This is a genomic window from Mitsuaria sp. 7 (assembly GCF_001653795.1).
Lineage (GTDB): Bacteria > Pseudomonadota > Gammaproteobacteria > Burkholderiales > Burkholderiaceae_C > Roseateles.
In genome coordinates this window covers 815,986-837,218 of sequence record NZ_CP011514.1, presented here as the reverse complement: position 1 = coordinate 837,218, position 21,233 = coordinate 815,986, and the positions used below count along the sequence as shown (strand labels likewise).

The 21,233-nt window shown below is 66.8% G+C and carries 16 protein-coding genes; 7 read left to right on the top strand and 9 right to left on the bottom strand.

The features are described 5' to 3' along the window. Positions 1 to 33: 33 nt before the first annotated feature. Both purL and ABE85_RS03705 read right to left on the bottom strand, forming a co-directional pair. Positions 34 to 4,047: a phosphoribosylformylglycinamidine synthase gene (gene purL, locus ABE85_RS03710; RefSeq protein ID WP_067270119.1), complete on the bottom strand. Its 4,014-nt coding sequence runs from the start codon at positions 4,045 to 4,047 to the stop codon at positions 34 to 36. Positions 4,048 to 4,146: 99 nt separating this feature from the next. Continuing rightward, positions 4,147 to 4,452, bottom strand: a complete 306-nt coding sequence (locus ABE85_RS03705; RefSeq protein ID WP_157521906.1) for a hypothetical protein — start codon at positions 4,450 to 4,452, stop codon at positions 4,147 to 4,149. A 287-nt stretch (positions 4,453 to 4,739) separates the two neighbouring features. Between ABE85_RS03705 and fusA the strand changes: the two genes are divergently transcribed. Beyond that, on the top strand, positions 4,740 to 6,842 hold the full coding sequence (gene fusA / locus ABE85_RS03700) for an elongation factor G (RefSeq protein WP_067270116.1): 2,103 nt from the start codon (positions 4,740 to 4,742) through the stop codon (positions 6,840 to 6,842). 120 nt (positions 6,843 to 6,962) lie between these two features. On the opposite strand, the gene ABE85_RS03695 is transcribed toward fusA, so the two are convergent. Both ABE85_RS03695 and ABE85_RS27340 read right to left on the bottom strand, forming a co-directional pair. Beyond that, positions 6,963 to 8,456, bottom strand: a complete 1,494-nt coding sequence (locus ABE85_RS03695) for a right-handed parallel beta-helix repeat-containing protein (RefSeq protein ID WP_067270114.1) — start codon at positions 8,454 to 8,456, stop codon at positions 6,963 to 6,965. A 160-nt stretch (positions 8,457 to 8,616) separates the two neighbouring features. Continuing rightward, entirely contained in the window at positions 8,617 to 8,856 is a 240-nt protein-coding gene (locus tag ABE85_RS27340) for a hypothetical protein (RefSeq protein WP_157521904.1), read from the bottom strand. On the opposite strand from ABE85_RS27340, the gene ABE85_RS03690 reads away from it, so the two are divergent. Further along, the gene (locus tag ABE85_RS03690) at positions 8,855 to 9,127 is read left to right on the top strand and encodes a helix-turn-helix transcriptional regulator (RefSeq protein WP_082938968.1); all 273 of its coding nucleotides are present in this window, start codon (positions 8,855 to 8,857) and stop codon (positions 9,125 to 9,127) included. The two genes, ABE85_RS27340 and ABE85_RS03690, sit on opposite strands and share 2 nt — an antisense overlap. Before the next feature lie 60 nt (positions 9,128 to 9,187). Then, positions 9,188 to 9,973 carry a type II toxin-antitoxin system HipA family toxin gene (locus tag ABE85_RS03685; RefSeq protein WP_082938290.1) on the top strand — a complete coding sequence of 262 codons (786 nt, stop codon included), beginning with the start codon at positions 9,188 to 9,190 and terminating at the stop codon, positions 9,971 to 9,973. 34 nt (positions 9,974 to 10,007) lie between these two features. Here the strand turns inward: ABE85_RS03685 and ABE85_RS03680 are convergent, their stop codons facing one another. Next, a complete protein-coding gene (locus tag ABE85_RS03680; protein WP_067270110.1) occupies positions 10,008 to 10,868 on the bottom strand; it encodes an SDR family oxidoreductase in 861 nt (286 codons plus the stop codon). Between the two features lie 123 nt (positions 10,869 to 10,991). On the opposite strand from ABE85_RS03680, the gene ABE85_RS03675 reads away from it, so the two are divergent. Then, positions 10,992 to 11,960, top strand: a complete 969-nt coding sequence (locus ABE85_RS03675) for an AraC family transcriptional regulator (RefSeq protein ID WP_067270108.1) — start codon at positions 10,992 to 10,994, stop codon at positions 11,958 to 11,960. Positions 11,961 to 11,962: 2 nt separating this feature from the next. Here ABE85_RS03675 and ABE85_RS03670 read toward each other — a convergent pair whose 3' ends face one another. Next, positions 11,963 to 12,397: a VOC family protein gene (locus tag ABE85_RS03670; protein WP_067270106.1), complete on the bottom strand. Its 435-nt coding sequence runs from the start codon at positions 12,395 to 12,397 to the stop codon at positions 11,963 to 11,965. 83 nt (positions 12,398 to 12,480) lie between these two features. Between ABE85_RS03670 and ABE85_RS03665 the strand changes: the two genes are divergently transcribed. Next, positions 12,481 to 13,581, top strand: coding sequence for a saccharopine dehydrogenase family protein (locus ABE85_RS03665; protein ID WP_067270104.1), 1,101 nt, complete (start codon positions 12,481 to 12,483; stop codon positions 13,579 to 13,581). A gap of 129 nt (positions 13,582 to 13,710) precedes the next feature. Then, positions 13,711 to 14,343 (top strand): NAD-dependent epimerase/dehydratase family protein, encoded by a 633-nt coding sequence (locus ABE85_RS03660; protein WP_067270103.1) that lies wholly within the window; start codon positions 13,711 to 13,713, stop codon positions 14,341 to 14,343. A 65-nt stretch (positions 14,344 to 14,408) separates the two neighbouring features. Here ABE85_RS03660 and ABE85_RS03655 read toward each other — a convergent pair whose 3' ends face one another. Next, positions 14,409 to 14,993 (bottom strand): zinc-ribbon domain containing protein, encoded by a 585-nt coding sequence (locus tag ABE85_RS03655; protein WP_082938288.1) that lies wholly within the window; start codon positions 14,991 to 14,993, stop codon positions 14,409 to 14,411. A gap of 154 nt (positions 14,994 to 15,147) precedes the next feature. Next, complete coding sequence (locus tag ABE85_RS26760; RefSeq protein WP_197507192.1) at positions 15,148 to 16,059, bottom strand: DUF2971 domain-containing protein; 912 nt, start codon at positions 16,057 to 16,059, stop codon at positions 15,148 to 15,150. Between the two features lie 170 nt (positions 16,060 to 16,229). On the opposite strand from ABE85_RS26760, the gene ABE85_RS03650 reads away from it, so the two are divergent. Beyond that, positions 16,230 to 19,622 carry an amidohydrolase family protein gene (locus tag ABE85_RS03650; protein ID WP_067270101.1) on the top strand — a complete coding sequence of 1,131 codons (3,393 nt, stop codon included), beginning with the start codon at positions 16,230 to 16,232 and terminating at the stop codon, positions 19,620 to 19,622. A 4-nt stretch (positions 19,623 to 19,626) separates the two neighbouring features. Here the strand turns inward: ABE85_RS03650 and ABE85_RS03645 are convergent, their stop codons facing one another. After that, positions 19,627 to 21,153: an Ig-like domain-containing protein gene (locus tag ABE85_RS03645; protein ID WP_067270100.1), complete on the bottom strand. Its 1,527-nt coding sequence runs from the start codon at positions 21,151 to 21,153 to the stop codon at positions 19,627 to 19,629. Positions 21,154 to 21,233: the final 80 nt, after the last annotated feature.

The following is a 21,233-nucleotide window of genomic DNA, read 5'->3' as shown; positions in this document are numbered from 1 at the left end:
GACGCCCCACGGCGGCTCGTACGCCGCCCGATCTCACCCCACCCACTTCCGGGCGTTGCGGAACATCCGCATCCACGGGCTGAACTCGCCGGCGTCGCCGCCGGTCCAGCTCATCTGGATGTTGCGGAACACGCGTTCCGGATGCGGCATCAGCGCGGTGAAGCGGCCGTCGGCCGTGGTCACCGCGGTCAGGCCCTGCGGGCTGCCGTTGGGGTTGAGCGGGTACTGCTCGGTGGGCTGGCCGTCGCCGTCGACGTAGCGCATCGCACGCAGCACCTGGTCGGCGTTGCCGCGCTGCGAGAAGTCCGCGAAGCCCTCGCCGTGCGCGACGGCGATGGGCAGGCGGCTGCCGGCCATGCCGGTGAAGAAGATGCTCGGCGAGTCGACGATCTCGACCTGCGCCAGGCGGGCCTCGAACTGCTCGCTGCGGTTGCGCACGAACTTGGGCCAGTCCTGCGCGCCGGGGATCATCGGCGACAGCGCGGCCAGCATCTGGCAGCCGTTGCACACGCCCAGCGCGAAGCTGTCGGCGCGCGCGAAGAAGGCCTCGAAGGCCGCCTTCAGCACCGGGTTGAAGAGGATAGAACGCGCCCAGCCCTCGCCCGCGCCCAGCGTGTCGCCGTAGCTGAAGCCGCCGCAGGCGACGAAGCCCTTGAAGTCCTTCAGGTCGACCGCGCCGGCCTGCAGGTCGCTCATGTGCACGTCGTAGGCGTCGAAGCCGGCCTGCGCCATCGCGTAGGCCATCTCGACATGCGAGTTGACGCCCTGCTCGCGCAGGATCGCGACCTTCGGGCGGACGCCGCCGGCGATCAGCGCGGCGGCGACGTCGTCCTTCACGTCGAAGCTCGGCGACCAGTGCAGGCCCTGCCCGGGTGTGGCCGACAGCGCATGCTCCTGGTCGGCGCAGGCGGGGTTGTCCCGCTCGCGCGCGATGCGCCACGAGACCTGGTCCCACTCCTGCTGCAGCTCGTTCAGCGGCGCGGCGAAGACCTTCTTCGCGTCGCGCCAGACCTCGGCCTGCTTCGAGTCGTTCGTCTTGCCGACCACGTGCGAGAGCTTGGACAGGCCGTGCGCGCGCAGGGTCTGCAGCACCGCGTCGCGGTCGCCGGTGGCGACCTGCAGCACGACGCCCAGTTCCTCGTTGAACAGCGCCTTCAGCGTCAGTTCCTCGCGGCGGGCGCTGACCTGGGAGGCCCAGTTCTTGGAGTCGCCCATCTCGGCGCGGCTGTCGCTGATGCCGTCGCCTTCGGTGACCAGCATGTCGACGTTCAGGCTCACGCCGCGCTGGCCGGCGAAGGCCATCTCCAGCGCCGCGGCGAACAGGCCGCCGTCGCTGCGGTCGTGGTACGCCAGCAGCTTGCCCTGACCGCGCAGCTCGTTGACCGCGGCGACCAGCGCCTTCAGCAGCGCGGGATCGTCGAGGTCGGGGACCTCGGGGCCGAACTGGTTCAGCGTCTGCGCCAGGATGGAGCCGCCCATGCGCATGCGGCCCTGGCCGAGATCGACCAGGACCAGCGTCGTGTCGCCGTCCCGCAGTTGCGGCGTCAGCGTGCCCCGCACGTCGGCCAGCGAGGCGAAGGCGGTGATGATCAGCGAGACCGGGGCCGTCACCTGCCGGATCTGGTTGTCGGCGCCCTCATCGCTCCAGCGCGTGCGCATCGACAGCGAATCCTTGCCCACCGGGATCGAGATGCCCAGCGCCGGGCAGAGGTCCATGCCGACGGCCTTGACGGTGTCGTACAGCGCGGCGTCCTCGCCGGGTTCGCCGCAGGCGGCCATCCAGTTGGCGGACAGCTTCACGCGCGACAGCTCGATGGGCGCGGCCAGCAGGTTGGTGATGGCCTCGGCGACGGCCATGCGGCCGGACGCGGGCGCGTCGACGGCGGCCAGCGGCGTGCGCTCGCCCATGCTCATCGCCTCGCCGGTGAAGCCCTTGAAGTCGGACAGCGTGACGGCGACGTCGGCCACCGGCAGCTGCCACGGGCCGACCATCTGGTCGCGGTGGTTCAGGCCGCCGACGGTGCGGTCGCCGATGGTGATCAGGAAGCGCTTGCTGGCCACCGTCGGGTGGCGCAGCACGGTGCGCGCGGCGGTCGCGAGGTCGACGCCGTCCAGCGTCAGCGCGCCGCCCGAACGGGCCACGCGCGTCACGTCGCGGTGCATCTTGGGCGGCTTGCCCAGCAGCACGTCCATGGGCATGTCGATGGCGCGTTCGCCGTCGATGCCGTCTTCCAGCACCAGCTCGCGTTGTTCCGTCGTCACGCCGACGACGGAGAACGGGCAGCGCTCGCGCTCGGCCATCGCGGTGAAGAGTTCCAGGCTTTCCGGCGCGATCACCAGGACGTAGCGCTCCTGGCTCTCGTTGCACCAGATCTCCTTGGGCGCCAGGCCGCTCTCCTCGAGCGGGACCTTGCGCAGGTCGAAGATCGCGCCCCGGCCGGCGTCGTTCACCAGTTCCGGGAACGCATTGGAGATGCCGCCCGCGCCGACGTCGTGCACGGCCAGGATGGGGTTGCGCTCGGCCAGGCCCCAGCAGTGGTTGAGGACTTCCTGCGCACGGCGCTGGATCTCGGGGTTGCCGCGCTGGACCGAGTCGAAGTCCAGGTCGGCGGTGTTGGTGCCCGCGGCCATCGAGCTCGCCGCGCTGCCGCCCATGCCGATGCGCATGCCGGGGCCGCCCAGCTGGATCAGCAGCGAGCCGGCCGGGAAGGCGATCTTCTTGGTCAGGTCCGCGCGGATCGCGCCGAGACCGCCGGCGATCATGATCGGCTTGTGATACCCGCGGCGGATGCCGTCCACGTCCTGCTCGAAGACGCGGAAGTAGCCGCCCAGCGCGGGCCGGCCGAACTCGTTGTTGAAGGCAGCGCCGCCCAGCGGGCCCTCGGTCATGATCTGCAGCGCGCTGGCGATGTGCGCGGGCTTGCCGACCGGGTTCTTCTCCCAGGGCTCCGACAGGCCCGGCAGGTGCAGGTTGGACACCGAGAAGCCGGTCAGGCCGGCCTTGGGCTTGGCGCCGCGGCCGGTCGCGCCCTCGTCGCGGATCTCGCCGCCGGCGCCGGTGGAGGCGCCCGGGTGCGGAGAGATCGCCGTCGGATGGTTGTGCGTCTCGACCTTCATCAGCACGTGCGCGGTTTCGGCGCGGGCCTCGTACTTCGGCGCGCGGCGGTCGCCGGTCGCGATCCAGCGTTCGATCAGGTGGCCTTCCATCACCGCCGCGTTGTCGGCGTAGGCGATCACCGTGTGCTGCGGGTGCAGCTTCTCGGTGTTGCGGATCATGCCGAACAGCGACAGCGGCTGCGCCTGCCCGTCGATGGTGAATTCGGCATTGAAGATCTTGTGGCGGCAGTGCTCGCTGTTGGCCTGCGCGAACATCATCAGCTCGACGTCGCTGGGGTCGCGGCCCAGTTTCGTGAAGGCGGCGACCAGGTAGTCGATCTCGTCGTCGGACAGCGCCAGACCCCAGGCGCCGTTGGCGTCGTCCAGCGCGGCGCGGCCGCGGGCCAGCACGTCCACGTGCGCCAGCGGCTGGGCCTGCTTCTCGTCGAACAGGTGGGCGCCGGCCTCGCGCGACAGCAGCACGCTCTCGGTCATGCGATCGTGCAGCAGGTCGGCGCAGGCGAGGATCTCGGCCTCGGTCAGCGCCTTGGCGCCGCCCGTCAGGGTGCTGAGCAGGCCCGACTTCAGCGTCAGGCGGAACTCGGTGACGCGCTCGACGCGGTGGATGGGCAGGCCGCAGTTGTGGGCGATGTCGGTGGCCTTGGAGGCCCAGGGGCTCAGCGTGCCCAGGCGCGGGGCCACGACGATCAGCGCGCCGTCGGAGGGGCCTTCGTAGGCATCGCCGTAGTTGAGCAGCGCGGCCAGCTTGCCCCGGCCTTCATCGTCGATCGCGGCATCGGTCCAGACCCAGTGGACGTGGCGCGCGTGCACGGCGGCGATCCGGTCGCTGACGGCCTGCAGACGCGCCAGCAGCGCCGCGGCCCGGAAGGACGAGAGGGCATTGCCCCCCTCGAAATGAATCAGATGCTTGGAGGAGGTGGTGCTGGCCATGGGGTCCCAGGGGGTTTGCGCCGCGCGCGCCGCGACGGTGAGCCCGCCATTCTAGCCAGCGCGGTCACCCGGACCGGGTTTACCCCCGCCGCCGGTCGTTCAGCGGCAGTCGGTGAGGCGCTCCAGCGCCAGATGCAGCTGCTGGTCGGACAGCTTGCCGCGCTGCGGCTGCACCCACGCACCGGGTGTTCCGGTGGTCAGGGGTTTGACGGCCAGCACCTTCACGGGCTCCGGCTGGGTCGGACGCTCGCGGTCCAGCGACCACCAGCCGTCCTGCACGGTGCAGGTCATGCCGACATCGACCGTGGCCGTGGCCGGGGCCGCCACGGCGCCCGTCGCATTCAGGGCGACAGCGGACAGTCCCAGCATCGGCATCAACAGGCGGACAAACACACGCAACTTCACGGCAGCTCCCTGCTACTCATTCGAGTTACCGAATGTATGGATGTTTCGTGACGTAATCGCCCGAACATTCCGGCATTCGCCCGATTTCCTGTCCCTCATTCGTGGGGGTGACGCCGTGCGCGCCGCGTGCTGGGCCATGCCGCCCTCAGCCCCTGAAGCGCCGGGCTCTTCCGGACGGCGGATGGCGGGGGTCATGGCTTGTCGCTACATTGGTCGGTTCTCGGACCCGGCGCGCGCCTTCCATGAAGCGGGCGCACGCGGGTCGTCCCTCCCCACTGGAGACCACCATGTCCCGCAAGACCCCCATCGAGCTCTACCGCAACATCGGCATCTCGGCGCACATCGACGCCGGCAAGACGACGACGACGGAGCGCATCCTGTTCTACACCGGGGTCAATCACAAGATCGGTGAAGTGCACGACGGCGCCGCGACCATGGACTGGATGGCGCAGGAGCAGGAACGCGGGATCACGATCACCTCGGCGGCGACGACCTGCTTCTGGAAGGGCATGGACCGCTCGTACCCGGAGCACCGCATCAACATCATCGACACCCCGGGACACGTGGACTTCACGATCGAGGTGGAGCGTTCCATGCGCGTGCTGGACGGCGCGGTGATGGTGTACGACTCGGTCGGCGGCGTGCAGCCGCAGTCGGAGACGGTCTGGCGCCAGGCCAACAAGTACAAGGTGCCACGTCTTGCCTTCGTCAACAAGATGGACCGCGTGGGCGCGGACTTCTACCGCGTGCGCCAGATGATGGTGGACCGGCTCAAGGCCAACCCGGTGCCGGTGGTGCTGCCGATCGGCGCGGAGGAGCATTTCAAGGGCGTGATCGACCTGCTGAAGATGAAGGCCATCCTGTGGCACGACGCCACGCAGGGCATGACCTTCGATTACCAGGAGATCCCGCCGGAGCTCAAGGCGCAGGCCGACGAGTGGCGCGAGAAGATGGTCGAGGCCGCGGCCGAGGCCGACGAGGAGCTGATGAACAAGTACCTCGAGACCGGCGAGCTGACCGAGGACGAGATCCGGCGCGCGATCCGCAAGCGCACGATCGCCGGCGAGATCCAGCCGATGCTGTGCGGCACGGCGTTCAAGAACAAGGGCGTGCAGCGCATGCTGGACGCGGTGATCGACTTCATGCCGTCGCCGGTGGACATCCCGCCGGTGCACGGCACCGACGACGACGAGCAGGACACGACCCGCGCGGCCGACGACGGCGCGAAGTTCAGCGCCCTCGCCTTCAAGCTGATGACCGATCCGTATGTGGGTCAGCTGACTTTCGTGCGGGTGTACTCGGGCATCCTGAAGTCGGGCGACTCGGTCTACAACCCGACGCGCGGCAAGAAGGAGCGCATCGGCCGGATCCTGCAGATGCACGCCAACCAGCGCGAGGAGATCAAGGAGATCCTGGCCGGCGACATCGCCGCCTGCGTGGGCCTGAAGGACGTGACGACCGGCGAGACGCTGTGCGACCCCGAGGCCATCATCACGCTGGAGCGGATGATCTTCCCGGAGCCGGTGATCTCGCAGGCGGTGGAGCCCAAGACCAAGGCGGACCAGGAGAAGATGGGCATCGCGCTCGGTCGTCTGGCGGCGGAGGATCCGTCCTTCCGCGTGCGCACGGACGAGGAGTCGGGCCAGACCATCATCTCCGGCATGGGCGAGCTCCATCTGGAGATCATCGTGGACCGCATGAAGCGCGAGTTCAGCGTCGAGGCCAACGTCGGCAAGCCGCAGGTGGCGTACCGCGAGACGGTGCGCAAGGCGGTGACGGACGTGGAAGGCAAGTTCGTGCGCCAGTCCGGCGGCAAGGGCCAGTACGGGCACGTGGTGTTCTCGCTGTCGCCGCAGGAGCCGGGCAAGGGTTTCGAGTTCGTCGACGCGATCAAGGGCGGCGTGGTGCCGCGCGAGTTCATCCCGGCGGTGGAGAAGGGCGTGATCGACAGCCTGCCCAACGGCGTCCTGGCGGGCTATCCGGTGGTGGACGTGAAGGTCACGCTGACCTTCGGTTCGTACCATGACGTGGACTCGAACGAGAACGCGTTCAAGATGGCTGCGTCGCTGGGCTTCAAGGAAGCCTGCCGGCGCGCGAGCCCGGTGATCCTGGAGCCGATGATGGCGGTCGAGGTCGAGACGCCCGAGGACTACGCCGGCACGGTGATGGGCGACCTGTCCAGCCGCCGCGGCATGGTCCAGGGCATGGACGACATGATCGGCGGCGGCAAGATCATCAAGGCGGAAGTGCCGCTGTCGGAGATGTTCGGGTACTCCACGTCATTGCGCTCCGCGACGCAGGGACGCGCGACGTACACGATGGAGTTCAAGCATTACTCCGAAGCGCCGAAGAACGTCGCCGATGCGATCATGACTGCTCGAGCGAAGTAAGCCTGCACGGCGCTTGCGCATGAGCAACGGGCCGCGGTTCATCACCGCGGCCCGTTCCGTTTCATGGCGTCGTCGTTGACGTGACGCGCGGCGTCACGTCGTCACGTCGTCACGTCGTGCTCAGCGCTCGTAGGCCCCGGCGTCGATGATCTGGATGACGCGTGCGGCGCCGGCGAAGTCGGTCGCGCCGACGATGCTCGCGCCGAGGTTGGTGCCGGCGCCGACGGCCGGCGAGTTCGCCGACACGCGCAGGTCACGCCCCGCGAGGTTGAAGAACAGCGGGTTCCCGAACTTCGAGTGCGTGTCCTGCTTCGCGCCGGAGACGAAGCTGCCCAGGCCCGTGTAGGTCTTGTTGTTCCAGATCCAGGTCGCGTTGCCCGCGTCGTTGAAGTAGACGTTGTTGTCGAAGGCGACGGGCGAGGTGGTCCAGGTGGCCACGTTGTTGACCATGTGGCCGCCGGTGCTGCTCTGCGCGTTGGACAGGAAGACGATGTTGTTCTTGAACACGCTGTTGGTCGTGTTGAACTGGACCTGGAAGCCCTCGCCCTTGGCCGCGGCCGATTGGTAGAGGGTGTTGTTGACCACGGTCACGCGGTCCGCCCCGCCGCGACCGGCGTCGTAGCCGCCGATGGAGATGTTGGCCAGCTGCGTGTCGTAGACCAGGTTGTTGCGCACGGTCACGTTGCTGGACTTCTCGCCGGCGGTTTCGGCGGCGACCTCGATGCCGAGGTCGGCGTTGCGGATGAGGTTGCGCTCGATCACGACGTTGGCGCAGCCGTCGCAGTAGATGCCGCCGGCCGAGGGCTCGTTGTTGTAGGACGGGTTCTTCGTCGTCGTGATGTTGTAGAGGCGGTTGTCGGCGATGGTGCCGTTCTTCACCTGGTCATGGCCGTCGGGGCCGGTGCCCTGGAAGCCGATCACGTCGATGCCGATGTTGGAGTTGTCGTGAATCAGGTTGCCGGTGATGGTGAAGTCGGTGACGTTGCCGTCGAGCGCGACGGTCTCGGTCTGGCCGGTCTTGAGGTTGTAGACCTCGTTGCCGCTGATGGTGATCTGCGAGTACGGCGTGGTGCCCGTGCCCCACACCGCGATGCCGTGCGCGTTGCCGGTCTTCTCGATGGTGGTCTTGATGTCGTGGATCTTGTTGTTCAGCAGCTTGATCTGCGTGCCCGAGCCGATCACGACGATGCCGGCCGGCTCGTCGTTCTTGGTGCTGCTGGCGTAGTTGCGGATCTCGAAGCCGTTGATCGTGATGTAGCTCTTGCTGTTCACGTTGAAGAGGCCGCGCATGTCGCCGCCGCAGCAGTTCACGCCGGTGCCGTCGACGATGGGCAGCTCGCCGGCGTAGTTCTGGAAGACGATCGGTCCGGCGGTGGCGTTGCCGGACTTGGCGAAGGTCACGTACTCGTTGTAGACGCCGCCGCGCACGTAGACGGTCGCGCCGGCCGCGGCGACCGTGGCCGCGTGGTTGATGTGCCGCCACGGGGACGCGAGCGTGCCCGGATTGGCGTCGTTGCCCGTGGTGGAGACGTAATACGTGGTGGCCGCCTGGGCGTAGCCGCTGGCGAGCAGCAGGGCCAGGGCAACGGAGGAAAGCGCTTGGATGGGTTTCAAAGGAGGCTCCGGGTCAGGATCGCGGGGATCACGGGGTTGAGAGACTGCAGGGAATGCGTTCCCGACCTGCATTCTGAATTTCGGATGCTTTCTTATTTCTGACGTTTCACAGGTGGTATCGAAATCATTCGAAGGTGTTTTGTGTCGATATGTGCGTAATTCAAAATACAAATCTCACATATCGCCCGAAAACAATGTCATAACTTTCGATCACATCGACATCGAAAGCCACAATGGTTGTATTGGCCCGCACTCCTCTTAGGCCTGAGGTCGAGATGCAAGCCATGGCTTGCAAAAACACGGCTTTTCTCAAGATTCGTAAGCCATGACTTGCAAGACCGGCGATCGACTCGCCAGCCACGACTTGCAAAACGGGCGAAAAGCCAGAGATGCCAACCATGACTGACACTGCAAGCTTCCCTGAGGACATTGGCTTGGCGCTCAGGAAGCAACGTGAGGCGCTGAAGCTTTCCAAGACCGATGTGGCGGACAAAGCCAACAGAGTCCGGGAAGTGATCTATCGCCTCGAAGCGGGTCAAGAGTCCACGGTGACCTCGCTCATGGCCGTGACCCGCGCGCTGGGTCTGCGTATCCGCTTCGAAAAGGCCGGGATGCCGACCATGGAAGAACTCGCGGAGCGATTCGCCAGGGACGACGACGATGCCCCCTGACCGGAACTGTTCGAGGAACTGGTCCTGGCCCACCTGAACACCGGCGCCGGCATCGCCGGAATGCAGCCCAAGATCATGGTTCCCGACCGGCCCACGATCCCCATCCCCTCGCTCATCGTCAAGGCGGCGAGTCCCGCCTATCCGGGCCTGGCGACCAATGAGTTTCTCTGCCTCAGCGCGGCGAAGCGTGCGGGCATCGAGGTGCCAGGTTTTGATCTCTCCGATGACGGACAGCTGTTGCTCGTGGACCGCTTCGACGTGATCCAGCATCCAGGCGGCGCGGTGGAACGTCTGGGCTTCGAGGATGTCGCGGCGCTATCCGGCCAGCGGGTGCGGGACGTGCTCTCGGACCGCAAGTACCACGGCAGCTACCAGCGCGTCAGTGATCTGCTGACCCTGATCCATCTCCCGAAGGCGGATCTGCGCCGGTTCTTCGAGCAGGTCGCCTTCTCCGTCATGGTGCGCAACGGGGACGCCCACCTCAAGAACTTCGGCGTGCTCTATCGATCCGCGCAGGAGGCGTGGCTCGCACCCATGTTCGACGTCGTGACCACGGCGGTGTATCGCTACACCCGCTATGCGGGCGGTCCGGAGCTGGAGGACCGCACGATGGCGCTCAAGCTGGTTTCCGGACGTCATCAGTCGAAGGCGTATCCGACCACGGAGGAGTTGATCTCGTTCGGGCGGCAGCACTGCGCTGTCGATGATCCCAAGCCCGTTCTGACCCGCATCGCCGAAGCCATGCGCGCGACGCTCAAGGAGGCGGCCGGCGACGACCGCATCCCCAAGGCACTGCTGGGTGATCTCTGCGCAGTCTGGGAAGAGGGGCTGCTGCACGGACGCTGATCAGCGTGCCCTTCCCGCAGCGGCCCCTGCACCCTCAGGTCGCAGCGAGCGCCGCGCGCACCGCGACATCCAGCGTCGTCGTCGGCCGACCGATCAGGCTCGCCAACGCACCGCCCTCCTCCTGCAGCGCGCCGTTGGCGGCCTGCTCGTCAGAATCAGCGAGCAGCTCGGCCAACGCCGCCGGCAGGCCCGCATCCAGCAACACTCGCTCGTAATCCGCGCGCGGCAGGTCCTTGTACGAAACGGACTGACCGCTCTGGCGCGCGACTTCCGCAGCCAGTTCCGTCAGCGTGTGTCCGCGGTCACCGGCGAGCTCGAAGACTTCATTCCCGCTGATGGGTCGCGTCAGCACCGCCGCTGCGGCGTCCGCGTAGTCGGCACGCGGCGCCCAGGAGATGCGCCCCTCGCGCGCCGAGCCGAGGAAGGCGCCGTGCTTCAGCGCCATCGGCAACGCGGCCAGGTAGTTCTCGACGTACCAGCCGTTGCGCAGCAGCGCATGCGTCAGGCCGGAGGCCTGGATCAGCGCCTCGGTCTCGCGGTGCTCGCCGGCCAGGCCGAGCGGCGAGCGGTCGGCGTGGAGCACGCTCGTGTAGACGAGTTGACCCACGCGAGCGGCCTTCGCCGCGTCGATGACGGCGCGATGCTGCGGAACGCGATCTCCCACTTCGTTCGAGGAGATCAGCAGCACGCGCTCCGCGCCGGCGAAGGCGGAGGTCAGCGTGTCGGGCCGGGTGTAGTCGGCCTCGCGCACGACGACGCCGCGCGCGGACAGGTCCGCCGCCTTCGCGGGAGAGCGCACCGCGGCGACGATGCCGCCGGGCGCGACGCCCAGGGACAGCAGGCGGTCGATGACGAGGCGGCCCAACTGGCCGGTGGCGCCGGTGACAACGATCATGATCAGGACTCCGAATCAGTGAAGAGGCATTCATGCTATGGACGCGTTCCCGGACTCGGAATGGATAAGTATCCATAATTCATGTCTTCGCGTTCCAGAACACCCACTTCAAAGTCCCCATCCATGAGCATCGACCTGCTGAGCGCCGTCCTGCGTGACACGGGCCTGTCGCGGCGCCTGCTGGACCTCAGCGCGCTGTCCGATGATTGCGCGCTGCGCTTCCCCTGCGACCGCTGCATCGGCCTGCACGTCGTGCTGCGCGGCAGCGTGACGCTGCACGCACCGGAGCTGGAAGAACCGCTGACCTTGAGCGGCGGCGACATCGCCGTGATGGCGCGCGGTCATCCGCACGTGCTGAGTCTGCGGCCATCCCTGGAGGGCCAGCGCATCGAGAACATCGACACGCGGAAGACGTCGACGTTCAGCGCCATCGGGTCGTTCGGGACGCCGGAGGGAACGGATGCCACCGTGCTCAGCGGCGCGTACCAGTTCTGGCATACACCGGTGCATCCGTTCTTCGCGGAACTGCCGACCTGGGCGGTGCTGCGCGCGGCCGACATGCCGCGGCTGGGGCCGCTGGCGCTGGCGGGCGGCCTGCTGGTCGAGGAACTGCGCGAGGCCGAGCCCGGCGCGGAGATCATCACGCACGGCCTGCTGGACCTGCTGTTCACCTACGCGCTGCGCCAGTTGATCGCGCGTCGCGCGGCGACGAGCGTGGGCTGGAGCCTGGCGGTGCACGACCCCTTGGTGGGCCGCGCGGTGGCGCTGATGCATGGCGACCCCGCGCATCCATGGACGCTGGACGAGCTGGCCAAGCGGGCCGGCCTGTCGCGCACGGCGCTGGCGGAGCGCTTCCGCGAGGCCATGGGCGACACACCGCTGAATCACCTGCGCGTGGTGCGCATGCAGCGTGCGATGCAGCTGCTCGCGCAGACGCGGCACAGCCTGGAGGCGGTCGCCGCCGCGGTCGGCTACAAGGATGCGTTCGGGTTCTCGAAGGTGTTCAAGCGCACCGTCGGGCTGTCACCCAAGGCCTTCCGCCAGCAGGATGCGGCGGAGCGGGAAGACCCGTGGCGCTTGTCGGCGGGTTGAACTCAGCCGAGCTGTTCTGCCAGCCCGACGATGAGGCCTTCGGGCCCGCGGAGATAGACGAGCCGGTAGGCGGTCCCGTATTCCATCCTGCCGATGAGCGCTGCGCCATGGGTCAGCATCCGCGCGACGACGGCGTCGATGTCCTCGACGGCGAACATGACGCGGCGGATCCCCAGGGCGTTCACGGGCGTGTCCACCGGCCCGAACCTCACGGCGTCCGGCGTGTGGAACTTGTCCAGCTCAATGCCCTGCCCGTCGGGCGTGCGCAGCATGGCGAGCGTGGCCCGCACGTCGCCGAGCCCGATGAGGCGCCCGACGTCGGGCCCTTCCACGTCGGTCTGGCCCTCCAGCTCGAGGCCCAGTTCGATGAAGAACGCCTTCACGGCCTCGAGATCGTCGACAACGATGAGGACATTGTCCATTCGCTTGATTGCCATGGCCTTGGTTCCAGTTCAACGAGGTCGCTCATTTTGAGCGCCCGTAGACTGCGCCCTTCAATCCAATCAAAGAAGACGCCGAATTGAAGACGCTGGTACTGGGAGGCTACGGAAATTTCGGGGCGCGCATCTGCCGCGCGTTGGCGGGTGATCCGACGATCGAGTTGATGATCGGTGGCCGCAACGCGGCGCGCGCTCGGGCACTGGCCGATGAGCTCGGATCGGGCGCCGAAGGCGTCGCCATCGATCTGGCCTCGCCCGCGTTCTCGGATGAACTCCGGCGCCTCGGCGTGGCGTTGCTGATTCACACGGCGGGGCCGTTCCAGGATCAGTCCTACGACGTCGCGCAGGCGGCCGCGCGGGCTGGCGCCCATTACATCGACCTCGCCGACGGACGTCGATTCGTCTGTGACTTCCCGTCGTCGATGGATGCGGCATTCCTCGCGGCGGGACGCGTCGGCATCTCCGGCGCGAGCACCGTGCCGGCGCTGTCCTCCGCCGTGGTGGAGTCGCTCACGCGCGGGTGGCGATCGATCCGCGACATCGACATCTGCATCGCGCCGGCGCAGACCGCACCGCGCGGAGAGGCGACGCTCGCCGCGGTGTTGAGCTACTGCGGCGGACCGGTCCAGGTCTGGGACGAGGGCCGCTGGTCATCGCGCCCCGGATGGGCGAACCCCACGCGCGTAGAGTTCGCCCGCTTGCGACCGCGCCTCGGCGCCTTGTGCGACATCCCGGACCTCGAGCTGTTCCCTTCGCGCTATGGCGTGACGAACCGCGTGATCTTTCGTGCCGCGCTTGAAGTAGGCCTCACGCAGCGCGCGATGGGATGGTTGGCAACGCTGCGGCGCATCGGTCTGCTGAAGCAGCCGTCGCGACTCGCCGCGCTGATGCAGGCCACGGCACCCGCGTTCGATTTCCTCGGCTCCGCGCTCGGCGGCATGGTCGTGCGCGTGGAAGGCGACGATTCCACGGGTCGGCGCCTTCAAAGGGAATGGCACATCGCCGCCGACGACGACCATGGGCCCGAGATTCCCTGCATGGCCGCGATCCTGCTGGCGCGGCGGTTGGCACACGGTGAAGACCTGACCCCGGGCGCTCATGCATGCAAGGGGTTGCTGAGCCTGGACGAGTTCAGGCCGGAGTTCGAACGATGGGGCATGGTGACGGACCTGCGCGAATAGGTCGGACGCCGTCTGACCTATTGCCCCGGACGTACATTCAGCGCCATTGCGGAGAGATCGAGCGGTGGCAGGGGGAACAGTCCCGCTGACACCCAACCGTCGCTTCGACATGTTCGAGGAGAGTCGACGATGAAACTGCTGCTGCTCGGTGCCACGGGGCTCGTGGGAAGCGAGGCCTTGGCGCTCGCGCTTGCCAACGATGCGTTCTCCGAAGTCATCGCGCCAACGCGCAAGCCGTTGGCACCTGCCGCCAAGCTGGTGAACCCGGTGGTCTCACGCCTGGAGGACCTGATTCCGGAGCTGGCTTCGCTCAGGCCTCAAGCGGTGATCTGTGCACTGGGAACGACGCAGGCCAAGGCCGGCTCGAAAGAGGCGTTCCGGCATGTCGACCACGAGCTTCCCGTCGCCTTCGGCAAGGCCGCGCACGCCGCGGGCGCCGAGACCTTCGCCCTCGTGAGCGCGGTGGGCGCATCGGCGGAGTCCAGGTTCTTCTATACGAGGACCAAGGGAGAAGTGGAAAAGGACATCCAGGCCATCGGGTTCCGATCGCTGACGATCTGCCGACCCAGCCTCATCGGTGGAGAGCGCCAGGAAACCCGGCGCGCCGAACATGCGGCGATGGCGCTGATCCGGGTCCTGACGCCGGTCCTGCCGAAGCGGTTCCGAATCAATCCGGCGAGCAGCATCGCTGCCGCGTTGCTCAATGCGGTTTCCGAGGCACGCCCTGGTTGTCGCTTGATCTCGTCGGACGAGATGAACTGAGGTCCTCGACCAATAGGTCAGAAGCCTTCTCACAAATTGAGCCGCCCGCGCGACAGCCGCGCCCGTCAGCCTCGATGCGCTTCGTCGAGCACTTGCGCAAGGCGCAAGGTGCCGGGGTACTCGCCGCATTCCCGGAGTGCACGGTTCTTGAGCGCGCCCAGCTTCGACAGATTCGAAACGGCTCCGGCTTGCAGAAGATCCGCGGCGTCGTCGATCAACGTCATCAGGTCTTTGCGACTCAGGTCCACCGCCTTCATCGCTGCGGAGAACCGGGCAAGCTGCGTCTTGGCGTCATGCCGCCGAGCGCGGCATTCGGAGCAATGGACGCAATCCGCGTCGACGTAGAACTGCAGTTCCTCGAACCAGTGCCGCTGCTCCTGCGCGAAGAACAGGAACGGTCGCCCGCATTCCCGGCAATCCCGCAGGATGTCCACGTAGTAGCGACGCGGGTAGATCGAATAGTTCTGCCTGCTCGCGTCCGCAACGAGCACCGCCTCAGGAAAGATCACCGCCCGATTGAGCCCCCAGAAGCCGTCTCGAATCTCCGCCTCCGGGGTGGCGATCCCCGAAGCGATGGGACGCGATCCATAGCGGGGATGCGGGACGATGCCCGGAGGCAAGATTGAGCTGTATCGGCGCATCTTGGACATTGGAACAACGGGGGCTAGGCAATGAGGACACAAGCAAGAAACTCAAGGCACCGTCAGACTTGGCCAAACGTGTCTTTGAGAGGATCTTCGTTGCAGTCCAGCCTCTGTCATCTCGACTCCCCAAAAGGCGTTCTCAGATTGACCGTCACTCGCATCACGCAGAACCGGTGCTTGGTGCAGGAGACGTGACCAAGGCATCCGCAAACGTCATGGCGCGTTGAACGCCGATCGAAACCCGCCGCACCCTCGCTCCAGGATATCCAGCAGCAAGAGCCATAACTGCGGCCTCATCCTCCGAAGAGATCAACGGTCCGAGATTGATGCTCACAAGATTGCCAGGATCGAAACCCCAGTCCGAATACAGCTTCTCTGCATTGCCGGCGGCGTCGCTGCCAACAAGTCGCCATTCGTTTTCGTATTGCCAATCAGTTGACTTGCTGAAAAGTGCCATTTCCTGAACAGCGCGAGACCAAGCGCCACCTCCGCCTAGCGTCATCAGGCGCCCCCAACCATCGTGGGTATAGATATCGGGGAGATCAGCCGGATAGTTCACCCTTCTTGGTCTCAGCGTCGGACGCTGTTCGCTCGATGGAAGACGAAACTCGAGGACTACACCCCGGTACTCGTCTGCGTAGTGGTACCACATCGCGACATGAGCAGGACTCTCAGTGAGGCAGAGAATTCTCAATTGAGGCACTAGCGCCTGCCACAAGGCCCGCCCTTGACCAATCGCCAGCTTGGCCGCTCCCGGCTTGAGCAGCAGAGCTACCAGTTCGTCCTTGACCGCCCCCTTCAATCTACCGGCCTTTGCTTGCTCCAAAAGTCTTCGAACGACGTCGTTGTAGATTGAGATGTCCTCAGGAGGATCCTGCAGGAGGCCTGAGATCTCCTTCGTGTATGCCGCATTGATGGTCTCTGGATCAAGGCCGCCGGCCAGTTCGCGGGGAACGTCGAAAGGATCGTTGAACATGAGAGGCGACGACCACCTCAGCGTACGGTTCGTAAGGACGATCCTTCCCGTGCCGGCCGGCATGTATTTGAAGAACGTCGGGGGCAAGGCATCCATTGTCGGCATCTCTTTTCTCCCTGGCTGAACGTCAACTGTAGATCGATGGGAGAGATTCACTCCTTCCGATACGCCCTCCGCACTGCCATTCGTCATGCCCTCGCAAACCCGGTCGGGTTTGCGCGTAGAGGCCCTCTATGCTGCCGGCACTCTTCATCCCAGGGTGCCCCATGACGAACAAGATGCTCACGAAGCAGTTCTCGCTGACGACCGTTTTCACCGTCACGCCCGCCCGCGCGGGCGTGATCGCTTTCGGACTCGCGCTGCAGGCTGCCGCCTTCGCCGCTGACGCGCCTGAAGCCCCTGTGGCGGCGCCCTCGCCCGCCGCGGCCGCCTCGGCCCCCGTCGCGAAGTGGAACGTCAATCAGCCCCCCGGCGAGAAGAAGACCGCCAGCATCGACGTGCGCACCGGCACCTGGATGTCGGTCGACGTCAGTCCCGACGGCAAGCAGATCGTCTTCGACCTGCTCGGCGACCTCTACGTGATGCCGGTCGGCGGTGGCGAAGCCAAGGCCCTCACGCATTCGATCGCCTGGGAGATGCAGCCCCGCTTCTCGCCCGACGGCAAGCAGATCGCCTTCGTCTCCGACGCCGGCGGCGGCGACAACATCTGGGTCATGAACGCCGACGGCTCCAACGTCCGCGCGATCTCGACCGAAGACTTCCGCCTGCTCAACAACCCGGTCTGGCATCCCGGCGGCAAGTACATCGCCGCCCGCAAGCACTTCACCGGCACCCGCTCGCTGGGCAGCGGCGAGATCTGGCTCTATCACGTCGACGGCGGCAAGGGCCAGCAGCTCAACGAGAAGCCGAACTGGCAGAAGGACCTCGGCGAGCCCGCGCTCTCGCCCGACGGCAAGTACCTCTACTACTCGCAGGACAGCACCCCGGGCCGCCAGTTCGAATACAACAAGGACAGCACCGGCGAGATCTTCCGCATCTACCGCCAGGACCTGACCGACGGCACCAACGAGCCCTTCGTCACCGGCCCCGGCGGCGCGATCCGGCCCACGCCGTCCCCCGACGGCAAGTACCTCGCCTTCATCCGCCGGCTGCGCGACGCCACGGGCAGCCGCACCACGCTGTTCCTCAAGGACCTGAAGACCGGCCGCGAATTCCCCGCCTGGACCGGCATGGAACGCGACCTGCAGGAATCCTGGTCCGTGCACGGCGTCTACCCCGGCATCGCGTGGATGCCCGATTCCAAGCAGGTTGTCGCCTGGGCGCAGGGCAAGCTGTGGCGCATCGATCCGTTCAAGTCGAGCGCCGCCGAGATCCCCTTCCACGTCAAGGACGAGCGCCAGATCACGCCCGCGCTGCGCTTCGCGCATGAGGTCGCGCCCGCCACCTTCGACTCGAAGATGCTGCGCTGGGTGAAGGTCTCGCCGGACGGCAAGCGCGTGGTGTTCTCGTCCGCCGGCTACCTCTATGCGAGCGAGCTGCGCGACGGCCAGCCGGTCGGCGAAGCCCGCCGCCTCACGTCGCAGACGGAACGCTTCGAATACTTCCCGGCCTTCTCGCGCGATGGGAAGCAACTCGTCTACGTGAGCTGGACCGACGCGGACCAGGGCCGCGTGCGCGTGCTCGATCTCGCCGGCGGCCGCGACACCGTCGTCACGCCGGAGCCGGGCAAGTACCTCTCGCCGGCCTTCTCACCCGACGGCAAGACCATTGCGTACCAGAAGGCCAAGGGCGGCTTCCTGACCTCGCCCTGGAACAGCCTGGAGCCCGGCGTCTACGTCGCCGCCGCCGACGGCAAGGGCCAGCCGCGCCGCGTCACCAAGGACGGCGAGGCACCGCAGTTCGGCGCCGACAGCGACACGCTCTACGTCACGCGCAAGCAGACGACCGGCGAGGTCGATTCGAATCACCAGCTGGTGCGCCTGAACCTGGTCGAGCGCAGCGAGTTCGCCGTCGCCAAGAGCGAATTCGCGACGCGCTTCACCGTGTCGCCGGACGGCCAGTGGCTCGGCTTCACCGAACGCTTCCACACCTACGTCACGCCGCTCGCGCCCGCGGGCAAGCTGCAGACGGTCGGCCCGAAGGCCGAGGCCATGCCGGTGAAGAAGCTCGACGTCAACGCGGGCGACGATCTGCAGTGGTCGGGCGACGGCAAGTCGCAGCCGTATGCGCTGCACTACGCGCTGGGCAACGAGCTCTTCACCGTGCCGCTCACGCAGGCGCTGCAGCCGGGCTTCAAGCCGGCGGAGCGCGGTGCGCCCATCAAGCTGACGCTGACCGCCGACAAGCCCAAGGGCCGCATCGCCATCGTCGGCGCGCGCATCGTCACGATGAGCGCGAGCAAGCCCGATGAGGTCATCGAGGACGGCGCGATCCTGGTCGACGGCGACCGCATCGCGGCGATCGGACCTCGCGCGTCGGTAAGCATCCCCGCCGGCACGGAGACGATCCAGGCGGCCGGCAAGACGGTGATCCCGGGCTTGATCGACGCCCACTGGCACGGCACCATGGCCGAGAGCGAGATCGTCCCGCAGCAGAGCTGGATCAACTACGCGTCCCTGGCCTTCGGCCTGACGACGCTGCACGATCCGTCCAACCGCACCAGCGACATCTACACGCAGTCGGAGATGCAGCGCACGGGCCGCGTGGTCGGGCCGCGCATCTTCTCGACGGGCACGGTGCTGTACGGCGCGAAGGCCGATTTCTCCGCGGTCATCAACAGCCTGGACGACGCGCAGACGCATCTGAAGCGGCTGAAGTCGGCCGGCGCGATCAGCGTGAAGAGCTACAACCAGCCGCGACGCGATCAGCGCCAGCAGGTGCTCGAAGCCGCGCGCGAGACCGGGATGATGGTCGTGCCGGAAGGCGGCTCGCTGTTCCAGCTCAACATGTCGATGGTGGTCGACGGCCACACCGGCGTGGAGCACGCGCTGCCCGTGGCCAAGGTCTACGACGACGTGAAGCAGCTGTGGCCTCAGACGCAGGTCGGCTACACGCCGACGCTGAACGTCGCCTACGGCGGACTCGACGGCGAGCACTACTGGTACGCGCGCACGGACGTGTGGCGCCATCCGATCCTCAGCAAGTTCGTGCCCAAGGCCGTGCTGGAGCCGCGCAGCGTGCGCCGCGAGACGGCGCCGGAGGAAGACTTCAACGTCATCCAGGTCGCGAAGACCGCGACCGAGCTGCAGCGCGCGGGCGTGTCGGTGAACATCGGCGCGCACGGCCAGCGTGAAGGCCTGGGCGCGCACTGGGAGATGTGGATGATGGGCCTGGGCGGCATGACCTCGCTGGAGGCCATCCGCACCGCGACGCTCAACCCGGCGCGCTACCTCGGCCTGGACAAGGACATCGGCTCACTGGAGCCGGGCAAGCTCGCGGACCTGGTGATCGTCGACGGCGACGTGCTCAAGGACATCCGCCAGAGCGACCGCATCAGCCAGGTCATGCAGGGCGGCCGCGTCTTCGACATCCCGTCGATGAACGAGGTCTGGCCGGCGAAGAAGCCGCGCAAGCCGTTCTTCTTCGACGGCGTCAACGCGAGCGCGCCGGTGGATGCGGCGGCGGCGGGCGTCGAAGAGGGGCACGGGCACGGGGATTGAGCAATCAGGGGATGACGGGGTGCGCGACTGTGAATTGCAGCGCTCCGTCCCTCCCAGTCAGCGTTTCATTGCCCGCAATGTCAGTTTGAAAGATCTCTGAGAGTTCATAGGAACCGGGCTGCAAGTCCAGGGCGAGCTCACCCACGCCCATCACCGTCACTGGCTTGCTCGTGCCATCGCCCAGGGCCCGATTCCAGAGGGTCATCCGCACCAGCGCGCCCTCTTCGTATCCATCAAGGACGATGACCGTTGCGCTGCTTTCCGGCAAACCCGTGGCGCCATTGGCATCAACGGCCTTGAGACGGGGAATGATGTCGACAACCTGCGTATCGAGGACGAAAGAGAACGCCGAGATCCCGCTTTCGGTCGTCTCCGTCACCATCTGCCGGGTCAGCACCGTCTTCCGACCATCCGCTCCCAGTTCGATGGCGGCGATCTCTTTCCCGACGCCGTCCTTCCAGGATGTACCGCCATCGACGCTGTACGTCCACGAGGCGCCCTCGTTCAATCCCTCGACGGTCAGGGTCCCGTCCTTGGTGATGCCATCGCGGTCGAGTCCTGGCTCAATCACGAACTTTTGCGTGTCCCAGTGCAAATCACCGCGACCCGTATCGTTTTTCAGCTTCAGTGTCGGAGCGCCCGTGTCGAGCGTGAACTGGAGGACGGCGGGATCGCTGTCATTGCCGGCCTTGTCCGTCTGGATCAACTGCACATCTTGAGCGCCGTCGCGCAAGGGCGCGGCCAGCTCCGTCCCGTGACCCGCGTGCCAGGTCTTGCCTCCGTCCACGCTGTAGCGCCAGGTGGCGTCCTGCTCCAGCCCCTCCACCTTGATCGTCGAATTGCTCGTGATCCCGTCGGTGCTGTCGGCGCCCGTGTCGTGCTTCAACGAGAGCGTCGGGGGTACGGGCGGCGTCGTATCGGGCAGGGGCGCCGGCGGAACGACGGCGTGCTCGGGCCCGGTCGGCTTCGGGAGTTCGCTCGGATGATCAGGAGACGTGGCGGCCGGCGGCGTGATGGCCGCAGACGGCGTTTCCGGCTTGTCCACGTCCGGATCCGGCACTTGCGCCTTGAGGTCATCGGGAACCGCTGGATCCGGACGCAGCGGTTGGGCCACGATCGGATCCGGTTGAACCGGCGGAACGATCACAGGAGCCGGATGCTGCTGCACGGGCTGAATGGCAGTGATGCCGTGTCCGCCGCCGCCACCACCGCCGGCCGCAGCGCCGATGATCCCGAGAAGACCCAGACCACCCGCGATCACGAGGCCATTTGAGCCCAGTGCCGCGGAGGAACTGGCCGCCTCGGCCTGCGCCGCGGCTTCGAAGTCCGAAGCTGGCGCGGCGGCGTCGATGGGCGCGGACTCCGTGGATGTCTCGGCGGATGTCTCGGCGGGAGCGGCGATGTCCGTCGCCTCGTCTTCCACCTTGCGCTTGATGTCCGACGCCGTCGCGATGCGAGCGGCAGGGGTCGTGTTCGAGGTACCGTGAACCGGAGCCTGGCGCTCCGATGCGTGAAGTTTGATGTCCGCCATGTGCGTTCCGATGTGAGAGGAGAGATGACGGCAGTCTCTCTACTGTTCACGGAATACACAGCTGCGCAAATGAGCTAGCG